The organism is Streptomyces fuscigenes (assembly GCF_021556455.1).
Lineage (GTDB): Bacteria > Actinomycetota > Actinomycetes > Streptomycetales > Streptomycetaceae > Streptomyces > Streptomyces fuscigenes.
Genome location: NZ_JAKGCV010000021.1, coordinates 1 through 18,684 on the forward strand (window position 1 = coordinate 1; position 18,684 = coordinate 18,684).

Genomic DNA, 18,684 nt, shown 5'->3' on the forward strand with positions numbered 1-18,684 from the left:
GGACGGCCCATCCCGCCGCGAGCGGGGCCGGACCGGCCTCCGGGGCCCGGCGCCCCGCCGCGGGCCCCGGACGCGCGGCTTCCGCATCGCGCGGCGGCACCCGGCGCGCTCCCCGGCGCGCGTGGCGCGGGGCACGGCCCAGACGGGCCGCGCCCCGGGCGCAGTAGGCTTCGGCGCGTGACCCGGAGCCCCACACGTACCCAGTGGGGACACACCCGCCGAGGAGCGCCCCCGCATGAGCCTGCCGCAGAGCAAGAGCCTGGTCCTGAGGACCATCAGCCGTGAGCAGCATCTGGCGTTCGTCCAGAGCCTGCCCTCCGCCAGCCACTGCCAGGTCCCGGCGTGGGCCGACGTGAAGACGGAGTGGCGCTCGGAGAACCTCGGCTGGTTCGACGCGACCGGGCAGCTCGTCGGCGCCGGACTCGTGCTCTACCGGCAGCTGCCCAAGATCAAGCGGTACCTGGCGTACCTGCCCGAGGGCCCGGTCATCAACTGGTACGCACCGAACCTCGACGAGTGGCTCCAGCCGATGCTGGCGCACCTCAAGCAGCAGGGCGCGTTCTCCGTGAAGATGGGCCCGCCCGTGGTGATCCGCCGCTGGGACGCGGGTGCGATCAAGGGCGGCATCCAGGACCCGGACGTCAAGCGGCTGCGGGACGTCGAGGCCACGGTCATCGAGCCGCGCGCCTTCGAGGTGGCCGAGCGGCTGCGCAAGATGGGCTGGCAGCAGGGCGAGGACGGCGGCGCCGGCTTCGGCGACGTGCAGCCCCGCTACGTCTTCCAGGTGCCGCTGGCGAACCGTTCGCTCGACGAGGTCCTCAAGGGCTTCAACCAGCTGTGGCGCCGCAACATCAAGAAGGCCGAGAAGGCCGGCGTCGAGGTCGTCCAGGGCGGCTACCAGGACCTCGGCGAGTGGCAGCGGCTGTACGAGATCACCGCGGAGCGCGACCACTTCCGGCCGCGGCCCCAGTCGTACTTCGAACGCATGTGGACGGTCCTGAACACCGAGGACCCGAACCGCATGCGGCTGTACTTCGCCCGCCACGAGGGCGAGAACGTCGCGGCCGCGACGATGCTGATCGTGGGCGGCCACGTCTGGTACTCGTACGGCGCCTCCGCGAACCACAAGCGCGAGGTGCGCCCGTCGAACGCGATGCAGTGGCGGATGCTGCGGGACGCCTACGCGATGGGCGCGACCGTCTACGACCTGCGCGGCATCTCCGACTCGCTCGACGAGACCGACCACCTCTTCGGCCTCATCCAGTTCAAGGTCGGCACGGGCGGCGAGGCGGTCGAGTACATCGGCGAGTGGGACTTCCCACTGAACAAGCTCCTGCACAAGGCGCTCGACATGTATATGTCGCGCCGCTGACGGGGCGCTGACCTGCACCGACCCGTGGTGGTTCGGTGCGAAGGGACGCCGGGGCACGACCCGCCCCGGCCCCTCGTCCGCTTCAAAACCCCGCAAGCCGTTCATATGCTTCATCGGGATCAGCTGACGGCAACGGCAGCCGCGAGAAAGGTTCAGGACCGGCATGGCGCTCTCCCTCTACGTCGACACCGCGCGCTGGCGGGCGCACCAGAAGTCGGTCATCGACCAGTTCCCCGGCATCGTGCCCGTCTGCAAGGGCAACGGGTACGGCTTCGGGCACGAGCGGCTCGCCGACGAGACGACGCGATTCGGCTCGGACATGCTTGCCGTCGGCACCATCTACGAGGCCGCGAGCATCAAGGACTGGTTCGGCGGCGACCTGCTGGTCCTGACCCCGTTCAGACGCGGCGAGGAGCCCGTTCCGCTGCCGGACCGGGTGATCCGCTCCGTCTCGTCCGTCGACGGCGTCCACGCGCTGGTCGGCGCCCGCGTCGTGATCGAGTGCATGAGCTCCATGAAGCGCCACGGCGTGAAGGAGGAGGAGCTCGGCCAGCTGCACGCGGCCATCGAGGACGTACGGCTCGAGGGCTTCGCGCTGCACCTGCCCCTGGACCGCACGGACGGCTCGGACGCGGTCGAAGAGGTCATCGCCTGGATGGACCGGCTGCGCGCGGCGCGGCTGCCGCTGCACACCATGTTCGTGAGCCACCTCAAGGCCGACGAGCTGGCGCGGCTGCAGCAGCAGTTCCCGCAGACCCGGTTCCGGGCACGCATCGGCACGAAGCTGTGGCTCGGCGACCACGACGCGACGGAGTACCGCGGCGCGGTCCTCGACGTCACGCAGGTCGCGAAGGGCGACCGGTTCGGCTACCGGCAGCAGCGCGCCGCCTCCGACGGCTGGCTCGTCGTCGTCGCCGGCGGCACGTCGCACGGCGTCGGCCTGGAGGCCCCGAAGGCGCTGCACAGCATGACGTCCCGGGCGAAGGGCGTGGCGCGGGCGGGCCTCGCGACGGTCAACCGCAACCTGTCGCCGTTCGTCTGGGCCGGGAAGCAGCGGTGGTTCGCCGAGCCGCCGCACATGCAGGTGTCGATCCTGTTCGTGCCGTCGGAGGCGGAGGAGCCGAGGGTCGGCGACGAGCTGGTGGCGATCCTGCGGCACACGACGACGCAGTTCGACCGGATCGTCGACCGCTGAGCCGGCGGCCCCCTCGGTCGCTCGCCGGCCCGCGGGTGCCCCCGACGCTCCGTGACGGCCCCTGACACGTCCGAGAGGCGCCTCGGGCTGCCTCCACGCGTGTTGTCCCTCCCCGGCGGCTGTCCGGGGCTCCAGGGGGCTGCCGGAAGCTCGTTGACGGGCCTCGGCCCCGTCCTGAGCGCCGTAGCGACCCGCCCTGGCCCTCCGGGGACCGGGCGAGCCCGTCGAGGCCCGTTCCGGCCCTCGGCTCTCCGGACCCCCGACCCCTGCTTTGTCAGAGCAGCGCTCGCTCAGGAGGAGCGCTTGTGCCAGGAGCAGCGCTCGTTCAGGAGCAGCGCTCGTCCCGCGGCCTACGCGGTCCCGTGCCGGTCCTCGGCCCCTGACGGGCCTCCGGCGTCCTCCGGCGCCCCCTCGTGGCCCCAGGCGTCCCTTCCCCACGTGACGGGCCGCCCGTGGGCCTCGTCGGCGCCCGGCTCGGACCGGTGGCGCGCCGCCTCCCCCAGCACGAACACGTCCGGCGCGCCGTCGAGGACGCCGCCCGAGGGGTCGTCCGCGCCGTCGGCCCGTACCGGATCCCGCTCCGGGAGCAGCGCGTCGCGCACCACCAGCGCGCACAGGTACAGCGTGCCCGCCAGGTGCAGCGCGATGGCCAGCTGGTAGCCCTCCGCGGGCAGGCCCTTGTGGGCGTCGCCGCTGGTCGTGTACGCGAGGTACATCCAGATGCCCAGGTAGTACATGACCTCGCAGGCCTGCCACACCAGGAAGTCGCGCCAGCGCGGCCGGGCCAGCGCCGCGAGCGGCACCAGCCACAGCACGTACTGCGGCGAGTAGACCTTGTTGGTGAGGATGAACGCGGCGACGACGAGGAAGGCCAGCTGCGCGAAGCGCGGCCTGCGGGGCGCCATGAGCGCCAGCGCCGCGATGCCCGCGCACGCGAGGACCATCAGCAGGATCGAGTACGTGTTGACGGGGTGCACGTCGCCCGCGAACGCCCCGGTGCGCTGGCTGATGATCAGCCAGAACGACCCGAAGTCCACCGGCCGCACCTGGCTGAACGTGTAGAACTTCTTCCAGCCCTCGGGCGCCAGGAGCATGACCGGCAGGTTCACGACGAGCCACGCGCAGGCGGCGCCGAGCAGTGCCGTCCCGCAGGCACGCCACTTCCCGGCCCGCCAGCACAGCACGATCAGCGGCCCGAGGATCAGCGCCGGGTAGAGCTTGGCCGCGGTCGCGAGGCCGATGAGGATGCCGAACGCGAGCGTCCTGCCCCGCGTCCACATGAGCATCGCCGCCGCCGTCAGGGCGACGGCCAGCAGGTCCCAGTTGATCGTGGCGGTGAGCACGAAGGCCGGGGCGAGCGCGACCAGCAGCGCGTCCCAGGGGCGCCTGCGGTGCGTGCGGGCCGTGCAGACCGCGATGATCACCGCGCAGACCAGCAGCATGGCCGCGTTGGACATCCAGTAGGCCTGCTCGCGCCCCATCAGGTCGCCGTCGCCCGAGGTGAACAGCGACGTGATCCAGGAGGCGACCTCCATGAACAGGCCGGTGAGTACCGGGTACTCCAGGTAGTCCATGTCGCCGTTGAGGCGGTCGAAGTACGGGACGAGCCCGTCGGAGAAGCCGCGCGCCTGGAAGAGGTGCGGGATGTCCGAGTAGCAGGCGCGGGTGTACTGCGAGCTGGCGCCGCGGAACCAGGCCCAGTCGTAGCACGGCAGCTTCTGGACCATGCCGAGCGCGAACATGCCGATCGCCACCAGGGCGATGACCCGCACCGGTGTCAGCCAGGAGCCCCCGGGCACGGCCCAGCGGCCGAGGGGGCCGCCGATCAGCTCGCTGCCGGCCGCGGCGATCCGGTCGCGGCGCGTCGGGGCGACGTCGGGCGTCCTGGCCCCGTCGGGTGCGTCGTGGGGCGCGAGGGTCGTACCGGAAGGTACGGAGGTGTCTTCTGCGCTCGGCATGGCGACCATCCTGCCGTACGCGGGCGGCGACGCGACGGGGGCCGCCGCATCAGGCCCGCGCCCGGAGGTGCGTGCCGTACGCGGGCGGCCCCCGGGCGGTGGTGCGTGCCGTACGCAGGCGGCCCCCGGGTGGTGCGTGCCGTACGCAGGCGGCCCCCGGGTGGTGCGTGCCGTACGCGGGCGGCCCCCGGTGGAGTCGGCCGCGGGAGAAAACCGGCCGGGCCGGGCCCCCCTTGTCGGGGGACCCGGCCCGGTGCGGTGCGGCCCGGTCCGGACGAAAGCCGTCCGGCCGTCGGGGCCTGCGCGGCCGCTGCGCGACGGAGGCCCTAGTTGTTGCCTCCGAACAGGGCGCCGTCGGTGCCGGCGTTGCCGCCGTTGGTGCCGTCCGCGCCGCCGGTGTCCGTGCCCGGCGGCGATGCCGTGGACGACTGCCCGGGCCCGCCGATGGCGCCTCCGGTGTCACCGCCGTCCGTCCCGTTGCCGCCGTTGCCGTTGCCGCCGTTGCCATTGCCTCCGTTGCCGTTGCCGCCGTTGTCGTTGCCGCCGCCGTCGGCGCACCCGAAGAACGACGTGCAGGTGTCGGACGGCGACGGGGGCGCCTGCGGGGTGTCGGACGGGCTCGGCTTGTCGGACGGCGTCGACGACGGGGTGTTCGAGGGCGACGGGGAGTGCGTGGGCTCCGGCGAGTGCAGACCGCCGCCGAAGACCGCCTTGCCGATGGGCTCGGGCTTCGTGAACTTCAGGACGGGCTCGCCGTTCAGGGCGGCCGTCATGTAGTCCTTGAAGATCGCCGACGGGAACGACGCACCGTGGATCGTCTTCTGCCCGCCGGTCCCGTACATGGACAGGAACTTGCGGTCCTTGCTCTTCGCGTTGTCGTCCAGCCGGTACATGTCGATGGCGGTCGACAGCTGCGGGGTGTAGCCGACGAACCAGGCCGACTTGTTCTCGTCGGTCGTACCGGTCTTGCCGGCCACCTCGCGGCCCGCGACCTGCGCGTTCGTACCGGTGCCCTTGTCCACCACGGTCCGCAGGACGTCGGTGACGTTGTCCGCCACCTGCGCCGGCATGGCCTGGGTGGGCTTGTTGTCGTGCTTGAAGATCTCCTTGCCGTTCTTGAGGACCTTCTCCACGGAGTAGGGCGCGCGCTGCTCGCCGTGCTGCGCGAAGGTGCCGTACGCGCCCGCCATGCGGATCGCGCTCGGGTCGGAGATGCCGATGGAGAACGACGGCACGTCGGACTTGCTGAGCTGGTCGGGGGAGAGGCCGGCCTTCTCGGCCTCGGTGCGGATCGTCGGGATGCCGACGTCCATGCCGAGCTGGACGAAGGCCGAGTTCACCGACTCGCGCATGGCCTCACGCAGGGTGATCGACGGCTGATTGTAGCCCTCGTCGTTCGCCTGCAGCCACTCCTTGCCGTCCTTGTCCTGCCAGACCTGGCCCGTGTAGTCCTTGATCTTCAACATGTTCTTGCCGGGATAGCGGCTGGTGTCCGGGTTGACCGGTGTGCGGTCCGAGTCCGGCTGGTCCGTCCCGCCGCTCGGGTCCCGCTTGCCGTGCTGCATGGCCGCGGCGAGAACGAAGGGCTTGAACGTCGAACCGACCTGGGCGCCCGTGACGTCGGCGTTGTCCGTGAAGTGCTTGGTCGCGTCCTCACCGCCGTAGATGGCGACGATCTTGCCCGACTGGGGCTCCACCGACGCGCCGCCGAACTGGACGAACTTGTCCGTGTCCGGGCGCTTCTTCGTGTCGAGGTTCTGCTTGCGCACCTTCTCGACGGCGTCCGTGAGCTGCTTGACCTTCTTCTTGTCGAAGGTCGTGTAGATCTCGTAGCCGCCCTTGGACAGGTCGTCCGAGGTGATGCCCTGGCTGTTGTTGTTCGCGAAGTACGCCTTGGCGAGGTCGACGAGGTAGCCGACCTGCCCGCCGAGCTGCGCGGCCTTCTTCAGCGGCTCCGACTCCGGGAGCTTCGTGTACTTGGCGCGCTCCGTCGGGGAGAGGTGCCCGTCCTGGACCATCTGGTCCAGGGTCGTCTTCCAGCGGAACGTGATCCGGGCGGTGTTGGCGGTCGGCGTGGCGTTCGAGTTGAGCTCCGTGTTGCCCGCCGGGTCGTAGAGCGTGGCGCCCTTGAGCAGCGCGGCGAGGAAGGCGCACTGGCTCGGGTTCAGCTTCTTCGCGTCGACCCCGAAGTACGTGCGTGACGCCGCCTGGATGCCGTACGCGCCGCGGCCGAAGTAGGAGGTGTTGAGGTAGCCCTCCAGGATCTGGCGCTTGTCGAGCTTCGTGCCGACCTTGAGGGAGATGAAGATCTCCTTGACCTTGCGGCTCACGGTCTGGCTCTGGTCGCCGAGCAGCGCGTTCTTCACGTACTGCTGGGTGATCGTCGAGCCGCCCTGGGTGTCCTCGCCCTTCGCCATGTTCACCACGGCGCGGGCGATGCCCTGGGGGTCGACACCGGAGTCGGTGTAGAACGACCTGTTCTCCTGGGAGACCACCGCGTCCTGCATCGCCCTGGGGATCTGGTCGATGCTGATGATCTGCCGGTTGGTGTTGTTCTCACCGCCGGTCGAGACCATCGGCGTGCCGTCGGACCAGTAGAAGACGTTGTTCTCCGCCTTCGAGGCCAGGCTCTGGTTCGGCAGCTGCACGAGCGCGTACGCGACGGACCCCGCGGCCAGCAGCGACCCCAGGAACGCGACGACGAGGGCGCTCGTCAGGCGCCAGGACGGCATCCAGCGGCGCCAGCCGTACTTGTTGAAGCGCGGGTAGTCGATGAAGCGCTTCTTCGTGGGGCCGCGGCCCCGTCCCCGGCCGCCCGCTGCCGGATCGGGCTCGCGCCTGCGGCCCCCGCGCTGGGCGGCCTTGCGGGCGGCGGCGCGGCCGCCGTACGCCTGCTCGTCCGCGCCGTGGGATGCCGAACGGCCCCCCTGCGCGGCAGAGCCCGAGTGGGAAGCCGAGGCGTCGCCTCGGGAGGGGGCTGCGCGGCGGCCGGACGGCTGCTGGGCTCCGCGCCTGGCCGCGGCACGTCCGCCACCTTGCGGCGGGGGCATTTTGCGACGGTGCTCACTCATCGAACGACTACTCCTCGGGCAGGCGCGGACGCCTGGAAGCGGCAGTGAATTCCGGTCCCCCGTACTGGGCCCCGCGAACCGCGGCCGCGGCCGACGCTGCACGCGTCTTCCGCTGCCGTCGTGGCTCCCGCGGCAGTGGTCCCCAGGGCTTGGGTGAGCCCGCAAGCCCGACGCACCCTTGCGCCTCTGGGTCCCCGGTGGTCTGCATGCCGCACAGACTACGCACGGTCAAAACCCACTGAGGCCCGAAGTTCACCCCAAAACAGGCAACTTGCCTGCTGTGAATTGACGATGTGATCGCGTTCACCACTCTCCCTCTTGTCGCATCCACCCCACACCTCTATCGTCGGGATGTATCGAGTCGATACATCAGCACGACATGTCAGGGCGAGATAAGCGCACAGGGGCGGTACGAACCGCCACACAGCACGGCGAAAGGGGCAAGGGTGAGCAGGCGCTCGGGAATCCTTGAGTTCGCCGTACTCGGCCTGCTGCGCGAGTCCCCCATGCACGGGTACGAGCTGCGCAAGCGGCTCAACACGTCACTGGGGATCTTCCGCGCGTTCAGCTACGGGACGCTCTATCCGTGCCTCAAGACGCTGGTCGCCAGCGGCTGGTTGATCGAGGAGCCGGGCAGCGCCCCGGAGGAGGCCCTCGCGGCGTCCCTCGCCGGGCGGCGGGCCAAGATCGTCTACCGGCTGACGGCCGAGGGCAAGGAGCACTTCGAGGAGCTGCTCTCCCACGCCGGACCGGACGCCTGGGAGGACGAGCACTTCGCCGCACGGTTCGCCTTCTTCGGGCAGACCGAGCGCGAGGTGCGCATGCGCGTCCTCGAGGGCCGTCGCAGCCGTCTCGAGGAGCGCCTGGAGAAGATGCGGGGCTCGCTCGCCCGTACCCGGGAGCGCCTCGACGACTACACGCTGGAGCTCCAGCGCCACGGGATGGAATCCGTGGAGCGCGAGGTGCGCTGGCTGAACGAGCTCATCGAGAGCGAGCGGGCCGGCCGCGACCGGCGGGGTTCCGCCGGTCCGGAGGATTCCGCCGAGCGGTCCGGTGCTCCCGGACCGTCGGACGGCGCCGGGCCCCGCCCGTTTCACGACACCGACCACACGGACGGTCTGCCCCGGCCAGGGGGTGCCGCAACTGCCGAGGGTTCGCCCTCGCGGCGCCCCCACACGCCGGATCCGTCCGACGGCAGGACCAAGTGAGGCCCGCTTCGCCGCGGAGCCTCAACGGAACACCGATCACACAGGGAGCAACCGGAATGGGTTCGGTACGCGTAGCCATTGTCGGCGCCGGCAACTGCGCCTCGTCGCTGGTGCAAGGCGTCGAGTACTACAAGGACGCCGACCCGGCGGGCAAGGTGCCGGGTCTGATGCACGTCCAGTTCGGCGACTACCACGTGCGCGACATCGAGTTCGTCGCGGCCTTCGACGTGGACGCCAAGAAGGTCGGCCTCGACCTCGCGGACGCGATCGGCGCCAGCGAGAACAACACGATCAAGATCTGCGACGTGCCCTCCACGGGCGTCACGGTCGAGCGCGGCCACACCCTCGACGGTCTGGGCAAGTACTACCGCCAGACCATCGAGGAGTCCGAGGAGGCGCCGGTCGACGTCGTCCAGATCCTCAAGGACCGCAAGGTCGACGTCCTGGTCTGCTACCTGCCGGTCGGCTCCGAGGCGGCCGCGAAGTTCTACGCCCAGTGCGCGATCGACGCGAAGGTCGCCTTCGTCAACGCGCTGCCGGTGTTCATCGCGGGCACCAAGGAGTGGGCGGACAAGTTCACCGAGGCCGGCGTCCCGATCGTCGGCGACGACATCAAGTCCCAGGTCGGCGCGACCATCACGCACCGCGTGCTGGCGAAGCTGTTCGAGGACCGCGGCGTCGTCCTGGACCGCACGATGCAGCTCAACGTCGGCGGCAACATGGACTTCAAGAACATGCTGGAGCGCGAGCGCCTGGAGTCGAAGAAGATCTCCAAGACGCAGGCCGTCACGTCCCAGATCCCCGACCGCGACCTGGGCGCCGACAACGTCCACATCGGCCCCTCGGACTACGTGGCGTGGCTCGACGACCGCAAGTGGGCGTACGTCCGCCTCGAGGGCCGCGCGTTCGGCGACGTCCCGCTGAACCTGGAGTACAAGCTCGAGGTCTGGGACTCCCCGAACTCCGCCGGCGTCATCATCGACGCGGTGCGCGCCGCGAAGATCGCCAAGGACCGCGGCATCGGCGGCCCCATCCTCTCCGCGTCGAGCTACTTCATGAAGTCGCCGCCGGTCCAGTACTTCGACGACCAGGCCCGCGAGAACGTGGAGAAGTTCATCCGCGGCGAGGTCGAGCGCTGACCCGCCCGACTCGGTGAGACCGGGGCGGATCCACCGTCCGCCGGCCGGTCTCCCCGCCTGAACGGCATGGCGAAGGCTCCAGGGTTCTCCCTGGGGCCTTCGCCATGCATCCATCCCCTGCGGTTGGCCGCCGGCCCTCCCCCGGAAGCCTCCCCACGGCGGAAGCCTCCCCACGGCGGGAGACTCCCCCGAGCCCCGTCACGGCCGCCGGTCATGTTTCACGTGAAACATGACCGGCGGGGACGAGCGATCCGCGTGGCGGCTCCGGCACGAGCATCACAAGTGGGCCGTCGCGGCTCTCGCATGTTTCACGTGAAACATGCGCGGCCACCTCCTGGGGCCGGGTCGCCCTCAGGCCTCCTGCGTCGCCCACCATTCCCTGAGCGCCGCCACGGCCTCGTCGTGCGCCATCGGCCCGTTCTCCAGCCGCTGCTCCAGGAGGAAGGCGTACGCGGCGCCGACCGCCGGGCCGGGGCCGACGCCGAGGGTCTCCATGATCTGGTTCCCGTTGAGGTCGGGCCGGATCGCGTCGAGCTCCTCGCGTTCCTGGAGCTGCGCGATGCGCTCCTCCAGGCCGTCGTACGCGCGCGAGAGGGCGGTGGCCTTCCTCTTATTACGGGTGGTGCAGTCCGAGCGCGTCAGCTTGTGCAGTCGGCTCAGCAGCGGGCCCGCGTCCCGCACGTAGCGGCGCACGGCGGAGTCGGTCCACTCGCCCGCGCCGTACCCGTGGAAGCGCAGGTGCAGCTCCACGAGCCGGGAGACGTCCTTCACCATGTCGTTCGCGTACTTGAGCGCGGTCATCCTCTTCTTGGTGAGCTTCGCGCCGACCACCTCGTGGTGGTGGAAGGACACCCTGCCGTCGTCCTCGAACCGCCGGGTCCTCGGCTTGCCCACGTCGTGCAGCAGGGCCGCGAGCCGCAGCACCAGGTCCGGGCCGTCCTCCTCCAGGTCGATGGCCTGCTCCAGCACGGTGAGCGAGTGCTCGTACACGTCCTTGTGGCGGTGGTGCTCGTCGCTCTCCAGCCGCAGGGCGGGCAGCTCGGGCAGCACGCGGGCGGCGAGGCCCGTCTCCACGAGCAGCGCCAGGCCCTTGCGCGGGTGATCGGAGAGCAGGAGCTTGTTGAGCTCGTCCCGCACCCGCTCGGCGGAGACGATCTCGATCCGGTCGGCCATCTTCTCCATCGCGGCCACCACCTCGGGGGCGACCTCGAAGTCCAGCTGCGCCGAGAAGCGCGCCGCCCGGAACATCCGCAGTGGATCGTCGGAGAAGGACTCCTCCGGCGTGCCGGGGGTCCGCAGAACGCGGCGGGCGAGGTCGCCCAGCCCGCCGTGCGGGTCGACGAACTCCTTGCCGGGCAGCGCGACCGCCATGGCGTTCACCGTGAAGTCGCGCCGGACGAGGTCCTCCTCGATGGAGTCGCCGTACGACACCTCGGGCTTGCGCGAGGTCCGGTCGTACGCCTCGGAGCGGTACGTCGTGACCTCGATCTGGAAGCTCTGCGCGACCCCGTCCACGACGGCGTCCTTGCGGCAGCCGACCGTGCCGAACGCGATCCCCACATCCCACACGGCATCCGCCCAGGGCCTGACGATCTTGAGAATGTCCTGCGGGCGGGCATCCGTCGTGAAGTCCAGGTCGTTGCCGAGCCGCCCGAGGAGGGCGTCCCGCACCGACCCGCCGACCAGGGCGAGCGAGAAGCCCGCCTCCTGGAACCGCAGCGCCAGGGCGTCGGCGGCAGGGGACACCCGCAGCAGTTCGGAGACCGCGCGGCTCTGCACCTGGTTCAGTGCACGGGGGATGTCTTCGTTGGCGTTCGGCACAACAGGAAAGCGTACGTGCCGGGACACCCTCGGACCGCCCCGGTTTCCGGTATCCCGGACATCGGCGGGTTTCGTCCTTCTCCGCACCCGCGATGCAGGGTTCCCCTCGGATCCATGAGACTCTTCACGATCTCGTGGAGCGGTCCCCAGCACTTCGCCACAGCGCTCATCGTTACCATGCGTGGACGCACCGAAGGACAGACCACCAGCGGCAAGCAACAAGGACGAGGGACGGACGAGCGCGTGGCCGATGCGGCACACTTCCGGGGGACGGGCCACTGGGCTGCCCGTCGGTGGTTGCGACGCACTGCATCCGTGGTGGCCGGTGCGCCGCTCCTCGCGGGCCTCCTGGCGGGCACGGCGGCCCCGGCGGCCCACGCCGCACCCTCCCCCGGCGTCGTGCCGGCCTACGCGCCGCAGAAGGCCTCGAACCAGGGCGTCTCCGTGGCGCTCAACACGTTCTCGCCGAGCGCGCCCGTCAAGGGCGACACCCTGACGATCTCCGGGACGGTCACCAACAACGGCCGGTCCGCCATCTCCGACGGGGACGTCGACCTGCGGGTCGGCCCGCGCCTCTCCGGACGCAGCGCCATCGACGACGTGGCCTCCCGGTCCACGAGCACGCTCGTGCAGGTCGCGCCGCTCGGCGGCAAGTACCGCGTCGCGGTCGACCACCTGGCGCCCAAGGCCCGGCAGGACTTCGCCCTCTCCGTCCCGGTCTCCGAGCTGGGGCTCGACGAGGACGGTGTCTACCAGCTCGGCGTCTCGCTCTCCGGTGAGACCTCCCAGGAGCCCTGGGACCACGTACTGGGGATGCAGCGGACGTTCCTGCCGTGGCAGCCGGACGCCGTCGACAAGAAGACGAAGCTGAGCTTCATGTGGCCGCTGGTCTCGAAGGTCCACCTGTCCGCGCAGACGGGGGCCGACGAGCAGCAGACCCCGGTCTTCGACAACGACGACCTCGCCGCCGACCTCGCGCCCGGCGGGCGCCTGCAGCAGATGGTCTCCCTCGGCAGCCAGCTCCCGGTGACCTGGGTCATCGACCCGGACCTGCTGGCCACCGTCGACGCGATGACGCACAAGTACAGCATCAAGAAGGGGAACACCACGGTCCCCGGCAAGAACCAGCAGCTCGCCAACCAGTGGCTGAACTCGCTGGAGAAGGCCGTGCAGCACCACCCGGTCGTCGCCCTGCCGTTCGCCGACCCCGACCTCGCGTCCCTGGCCCACACGGGCCGCAGCGTGTCCGGGAGCCTCAGCCACCTCCAGCCGGCCACCCAGGTCGCGGCCACGACCGTCCAGACCATCCTGCACGTGAAGCCGTCCACCGACTTCGCGTGGCCCGTCGACGGGGCCGTCGACCCCTCGATCGTGGACGTGGCGACCTCCGCGGGCGCCGACAAGGTCATCACCCGCAGCGACAGCCTCAGCGACGACCTGTCGTACACGCCGTCGGCCCCGCGTCCCATCGGCGGCGGAACCACGGCCGTCGACGCCGACAGCCGGCTCTCCGAGGCCTTCCAGGGCGACCTGACGACCGCCTCGGCCTCCACGCTCGCCGTGCAGCGCTTCCTCGCGCAGTCCCTGGCCGTCGCCCAGCAGGACACCGGCCAGGAACGCAGCATCGTCGTGGCGCCCCAGCGGATGCCGAACGCCGGCCAGGTCCAGGCGATGGCGGCCGCGATGCACGGCCTGGACGCCGAACGCTGGAGCGAACCGCAGAACCTGACGGACGCGGCCTCGGCGACGCCGGACCCCGACGCGAACACCCGCATCCCCCGGGAGTCCCACTACCCCCGGGCACTGCGCAAGCAGGAACTCCCGACCTCCGCGTTCCAGGAGATCCAGGACACCCAGGACCTGCTGGTCCGCTTCACGGACATCCTCAGCGCCCCCGACCGGGTCGTGGCCCCGTTCGCGAACGCCCAGGAGCGCTCGATGTCGGCGTCCTGGCGCGGTGACGCCGAGGATGCCTCGGCGTACCGCGGCTCGGTCAAGGACTACCTGACCGGGCTGAAGGGGGAGGTGCTGCTGGTCCCCAAGTCCGACCTGACACTCTCCGGGGCCAGCGCGACCATCCCCGTCACGGTCCAGAACAAGCTGCTGCAGGACGTCCAGCACCTGGTGCTGCGGCTGTCGTCGAGCAAGCCCACGCGGCTCAAGCTCGACGGCGGCAAGGCGGTCGCCGACGAGCCCATCAGGGTCGGCGGCGGTCACAGCCAGTCGGTGAAGTTCACCGGCACGGGCAACGCGAACGGCCCGGTCGAGGTGAGCGCGCAGCTGTTCACCGAGGACGGCCACCCCTACAGCCAGAAGATGACGTTCCAGGTCAGGGTCTCCGAGATCACCCCGACCGCCATGCTCGTGATCGCGAGCGGGGTCCTTCTGCTCGCCTTCGCCGGCGTCAAGATGTACAGCAGGCGCAAGCGCACGGCGGCCCGCCGTGCCGCCGCCGAGGCGGCCCGGGGCGACGGCCCCGACGACGGGACGGACGGCGGCTCCGGCCACGGCCCGGGGACCGGCCCGGGCGGCGAGCAGCCGAGTGACCCCGCGGTGGACACCGGACCGGGGAACCCGGCGCCGTCGGGCTCAGGTGAGAAAGTGGACCGTTGAGCGATGTCGTGGCCGGTCGGCCGGGGACGATGAGGTGGGGTAATCCATGAACGCGCCGTACGACGGTGAGCGTGGCCCGGGCACGGGCGGCGACCCCGCGGGGCAGCCCCCCGCATCACCGCCCGCCCAGGGCGGTCCCTACGCCGAGGAGCAGTACACCGGGGATCCGTACGCCCCCGAGCGGCAGCACCCGCAGCAGCACCAGCCTCAGCAGCACTTCCAGCCGCAGGACCAGCAGCGCCGGCAGCAGCCGCCGCGCCGGCCCGGGCAGCCGTACCCGCAGCAGGGCGGGCACCAGGCTCCGCAGCAGGGCGGGCACCCGCGGTCGCAGGATCCCTACGCCGGGTACTCGCAGGACCCGTACGCCCAGGGGGCGCCGTACCAGCAGGACCAGCACTGGGCCCAGGACCGCTCGCCGCGGGACCCCGCGCCCGGCGCGGCGCACGACGCCCACCGTCCTTCGGGGCCGGCCGGCCCGCCGGCCCCCGACGCGACCCAGCAGCTCTACCGGCAGCAGCCGCCCCAGCCGCAGGCCCAGGCCCAGCACTACGGGCCCGATCCGCGCGTCTGGGCGCAGACGCCCCAGCCGGGTGGCTACGCCGACGACCGGACCGTCCAGTTCACCGGCGTCGACGACCTGGTGACGCACGCGGGCACGGAGCCGCAGCAGCCCGACGCGTTCGCGCACCTCTACCGCGACCAGCAGGCGGGGGCGCCCGCCGCCCCCGTCGAGCCCGCGCCCGAGCCGGCGATCCCCGCGGCGAAGCCGGCCAAGTCCGGCGGCAAGGCCGCCAGCCTGCTCAAGTCGAGCGCGATCATGGCCGCCGGCACGATCGTGTCCCGCCTGACCGGCTTCCTGCGCACCCTGGTCATGGCCGCCGCCATCGGCGTCGGCACGCTCAACGACACGTACCAGGTCGCCAACACCCTGCCGACCATGATCTACGTGCTCGTGGGCGGCGGCGCGCTCAACGCCGTGTTCATCCCGCAGCTGGTCCGGGCGATGAAGAACGACGACGACGGCGGTGAGGCGTACGCGAACCGCCTGCTGACGCTCGTGGTCGTCCTGCTCGCCGGCGTGACGACCATCTGTGTGCTCGGCGCCCCGCTGCTGATCAGGGTGATGTCGCCGACGTACGTGGACCACCCGGACACCAACGCGGTCGCCATCGCCTTCGCCCGCTACTGCCTGCCCACGATGTTCTTCATGGGCATCCACGTGGTCATGGGCCAGATCCTCAACGCCCGCGAGCGGTTCGGCGCCATGATGTGGACGCCGGTCCTCAACAACATCATCGTCATCGCCACGTTCGGCGCCTTCATCTGGGCGTTCGGCACGTCGAGCCACTCGGGCGTCGGACCGTCGAACATCTCGCCCGAGGGCGTGCGGCTCCTCGGCATCGGCACCCTGCTCGGCCTCGCCGTGCAGGCGCTGTCCATGATCCCGTACCTGCGGCAGGCCGGATTCAAGATCCGGTTCCGCTTCGACTGGCGCGGGCACGGACTCGGCAAGGCCGCCGGGCTCGCCAAGTGGACGTTCTTCTTCGTCCTCGCGAACCAGCTCGGGCTCATCGTCGTGACCGAGCTGGCCACCTGGGCCGGCACGCTCGCGGAGAAGCAGGGCCACTCCGGCACCGGCATCGCCGGCTACAACAACGCCCTGCTGCTGTGGCAGATGCCGCAGGCCATCATCACCGTGTCGATCATGACCGCGGTGCTGCCGCGCATCGCACGCGCCGCCGCGGACGGCGACACCGGCGCCGTGCGGGACGACATCTCCTACGGCCTGCGCACGTCGGCGGTCGCGATCGTGCCCTGCGCGTTCGCGTTCGTGGCGCTCGGGGTCCCGCTCGCCAGCCTGCTGTACGCGGCGGCCGACGCCGACGGGGCACGCAACATCGGCTTCATCCTGATGGCCTTCGGACTCGGGCTCATCCCGTACTCCGTCCAGTACGTCGTCCTGCGCGGCTTCTACGCCTACGAGGACACCCGCACCCCCTTCTACAACACGGTGATCGTCGCAGCGGTGAACGCCGCCGCCTCCGGTGCCTGCGCGCTCGTCCTGCCGCACCGATGGGCCGTGGTCGGCATGGCCGGGTCGTACGGTCTCGCCTACGCCGTCGGCGTGGGCGTGGCCTGGCGGAGGCTCAAGAAGCGCATGGGCGGGGACCTCGACGGCAGCCGCGTCGTGCGCACGTACGCGCGCCTGTGCATGGCGGCCGTCCCCGCGGCGGTCGTCGCCGGGATCGCCGGGTTCGGCCTGCTGCACGTGATCGGGACCGGTGCCGCGGGTGCATTCACCGCCCTGGTCGCGGGCGGCATCCTGATGTTGGCCATCTTTTTCGTCGCGGCGAAGAAGATGCGCATCGAAGAACTGAACGGCATGGTCGGGATGGTGCGCGGACGCCTCGGGCGGTGATCGCGAGGGGGCCGAGCACAACCTTCGCCGGCCTCCGCGTGTCGTGCACAGCACTGGACTGTGGGCACAATTGGCATGGCTGTTGGATAGTGCGCAACGGATGGGGAGGCAGGAGCGACGGTGGCGGAACGTAGCACGGCTGCCGTCGACGTGGCCGACAACGGTGGCGACGAGCCGCTGCCCGCCAAGCAGGACGCGGCGGAGGAGACCACGACCGACGGCGTGACGCAGGTCCTGAACGGCGCGGAGGGCCCGGCGGGCACGGAGGCCGCGCAGGGCGCGGAGCAGCCCGCACCCGGAAAGACCGCCGGCACGGCGGACGAGCCGAAGAGCGCCGGCCCGACCCTCGTGGCGCCGGAGCTGCACAGCGGTCACAAACTCGCCAGACGCTACCGCCTGGAGGAGTGCGTCACCCGTCTGGACGGATTCAGCAGCTGGCGTGCCGTCGACGAGAAGCTCCGTCGCGCCGTCGGCGTGCACCTCCTTCCCGCGCAGCACCCCCGGGCCCGCTCCGTCCTCGCCGCTGCCCGCTCCGCGGCGCTCCTCGGCGACCCGCGCTTCGTCCAGGTGCTCGACGCCGTCGAGGAGAACGATCTCGTCTACGTCGTCCACGAGTGGCTGCCCGACGCGGTGGAGCTCACCGCCCTCCTCTCCTCCGGTCCGCTGGAGGCCCACGACGCCTACCAGCTCGTCAGCCAGGTCTCGCAGGCCATGGCGGCGGCGCACCGGGAGGGCCTGGCGCATCTGAGGCTGACGCCCAGCGCGGTGCTCAAGACGTCGAGCGGCCAGTACCGCATCCGCGGACTCGCGGTGAACGCCGCGCTGCGCGGCATCACCGCGGACCGTCCGCAGCGCACCGACACCGAGGCCATCGGGGCACTGCTGTACGCGGCCCTGACCCAGCGTTGGCCCTACGAGACCGATGCCTACGGGCTGACCGGCCTGCCCAAGGGCGTCGGGCTCCTCTCGCCCGACCAGGTGCGCGCCGGCGTCCACCGCGGGCTGTCGGAACTCGCCATGCGCGCCCTCGCCAACGACGGGGCGACCGCCTCGCGGCAGGAGCCGCCCTGCACCACCCCCGACGAACTCGCGAAGGCCGTCGCGGAGATGCCCCGCATCCGTCCGCCGGAGCCGGCTTTCGCGGCACCGCCCGACTACCAGCGCACGACGTACCAGCAGGGCAACTACGGGGTCACGCAGCCCGGTCCGAGGCCCGCGGCCGCGCCCGCCACCGTCGTCCCGCCGCCCCCGCTTCAGACGCCCCCCGGCAAGCTCCTCAAGTGGGTCGTGTCCGCCCTGGTGATCGTGGCGCTGGGGCTCGGCAGCTGGCAGATCGCCGACCGTGTGCTGAACGGCCACGGCGACGACAACCCGCCGCCCTCGAAGATCACCAAAGGGAGCACCGGCAAGGCACCGTCGGCGCCGAAGCCCCTCGCGATCCAGGGCGTGCACGACTTCGACCCGCCGCCCGGCGACGGGTCGGAGAATCCGGAGGACGTGCCCAAGGCGACGGACGGCGACCCGGCCACGGCCTGGGAGACCAAGCGCTACCTCGGCGAGCCCACGTTCGGGAACCTCAAGCCCGGCGTCGGCCTCGTCCTTGACCTCGGCACGGCGCAGACGGTCGGATCCGTCACCGTCGACTTCGTCGGAGACACCTCCGTCGAGTTGAGGGCCGCGGCCCCGGACGCCTCGGCGCCCCCCACGACGGCGGACGGGTTCACGAAGATTGCTCAGGGAAGCGGTGAGAAAGTCCCGCTGAAGCCCTCCAAGCCGGTACGGGCGCGGTACGTTCTGGTCTGGCTGACCAAGCTGCCCGCGGTCGGCGACGGTGGCTACCGTGGCGAGGTCTCGGAGATCCACGTCACCAGCTGAGCGGACCAGGGGA

At 71.2% G+C, this 18,684-nt stretch carries 10 protein-coding genes; 7 read left to right on the forward strand and 3 right to left on the reverse strand.

Annotation, left to right across the window (positions count from 1 at the left end; translation table 11 throughout):
• Nucleotides 1-235: 235 nt before the first annotated feature.
• Nucleotides 236-1,372 carry a lipid II:glycine glycyltransferase FemX gene (locus L1885_RS04450; protein ID WP_235795643.1) on the forward strand — a complete coding sequence of 379 codons (1,137 nt, stop codon included), beginning with the start codon at nucleotides 236-238 and terminating at the stop codon, nucleotides 1,370-1,372.
• A 163-nt stretch (nucleotides 1,373-1,535) separates the two neighbouring features.
• A complete protein-coding gene (locus L1885_RS04455) occupies nucleotides 1,536-2,567 on the forward strand; it encodes an alanine racemase (protein ID WP_235795644.1) in 1,032 nt (343 codons plus the stop codon).
• Nucleotides 2,568-2,917: 350 nt separating this feature from the next.
• On the opposite strand, the gene L1885_RS04460 is transcribed toward L1885_RS04455, so the two are convergent.
• Nucleotides 2,918-4,525 carry a glycosyltransferase family 87 protein gene (locus tag L1885_RS04460; protein ID WP_372481858.1) on the reverse strand — a complete coding sequence of 536 codons (1,608 nt, stop codon included), beginning with the start codon at nucleotides 4,523-4,525 and terminating at the stop codon, nucleotides 2,918-2,920.
• 326 nt (nucleotides 4,526-4,851) lie between these two features.
• Nucleotides 4,852-7,596: a transglycosylase domain-containing protein gene (locus L1885_RS04465; RefSeq protein ID WP_235795646.1), complete on the reverse strand. Its 2,745-nt coding sequence runs from the start codon at nucleotides 7,594-7,596 to the stop codon at nucleotides 4,852-4,854.
• 446 nt (nucleotides 7,597-8,042) lie between these two features.
• On the opposite strand from L1885_RS04465, the gene L1885_RS04470 reads away from it, so the two are divergent.
• Together L1885_RS04470 and L1885_RS04475 are read left to right on the forward strand one after the other, a co-directional pair.
• A complete protein-coding gene (locus tag L1885_RS04470) occupies nucleotides 8,043-8,804 on the forward strand; it encodes a PadR family transcriptional regulator (protein ID WP_235795647.1) in 762 nt (253 codons plus the stop codon).
• Between the two features lie 56 nt (nucleotides 8,805-8,860).
• Nucleotides 8,861-9,943, forward strand: a complete 1,083-nt coding sequence (locus L1885_RS04475; protein WP_235795648.1) for an inositol-3-phosphate synthase — start codon at nucleotides 8,861-8,863, stop codon at nucleotides 9,941-9,943.
• A gap of 351 nt (nucleotides 9,944-10,294) precedes the next feature.
• On the opposite strand, the gene L1885_RS04480 is transcribed toward L1885_RS04475, so the two are convergent.
• Nucleotides 10,295-11,764: a CCA tRNA nucleotidyltransferase gene (locus L1885_RS04480; protein ID WP_235795649.1), complete on the reverse strand. Its 1,470-nt coding sequence runs from the start codon at nucleotides 11,762-11,764 to the stop codon at nucleotides 10,295-10,297.
• A gap of 243 nt (nucleotides 11,765-12,007) precedes the next feature.
• Between L1885_RS04480 and L1885_RS04485 the strand changes: the two genes are divergently transcribed.
• The 3 genes from L1885_RS04485 (at nucleotide 12,008) to L1885_RS04495 (ending at nucleotide 18,671) form a co-directional block, all read left to right on the forward strand.
• On the forward strand, nucleotides 12,008-14,377 hold the full coding sequence (locus L1885_RS04485; protein ID WP_235795663.1) for a DUF6049 family protein: 2,370 nt from the start codon (nucleotides 12,008-12,010) through the stop codon (nucleotides 14,375-14,377).
• Between the two features lie 46 nt (nucleotides 14,378-14,423).
• On the forward strand, nucleotides 14,424-16,796 hold the full coding sequence (gene murJ, locus L1885_RS04490) for a murein biosynthesis integral membrane protein MurJ (protein ID WP_235795650.1): 2,373 nt from the start codon (nucleotides 14,424-14,426) through the stop codon (nucleotides 16,794-16,796).
• 120 nt (nucleotides 16,797-16,916) lie between these two features.
• Nucleotides 16,917-18,671 carry a protein kinase family protein gene (locus L1885_RS04495; RefSeq protein ID WP_235795651.1) on the forward strand — a complete coding sequence of 585 codons (1,755 nt, stop codon included), beginning with the start codon at nucleotides 16,917-16,919 and terminating at the stop codon, nucleotides 18,669-18,671.
• Nucleotides 18,672-18,684: the final 13 nt, after the last annotated feature.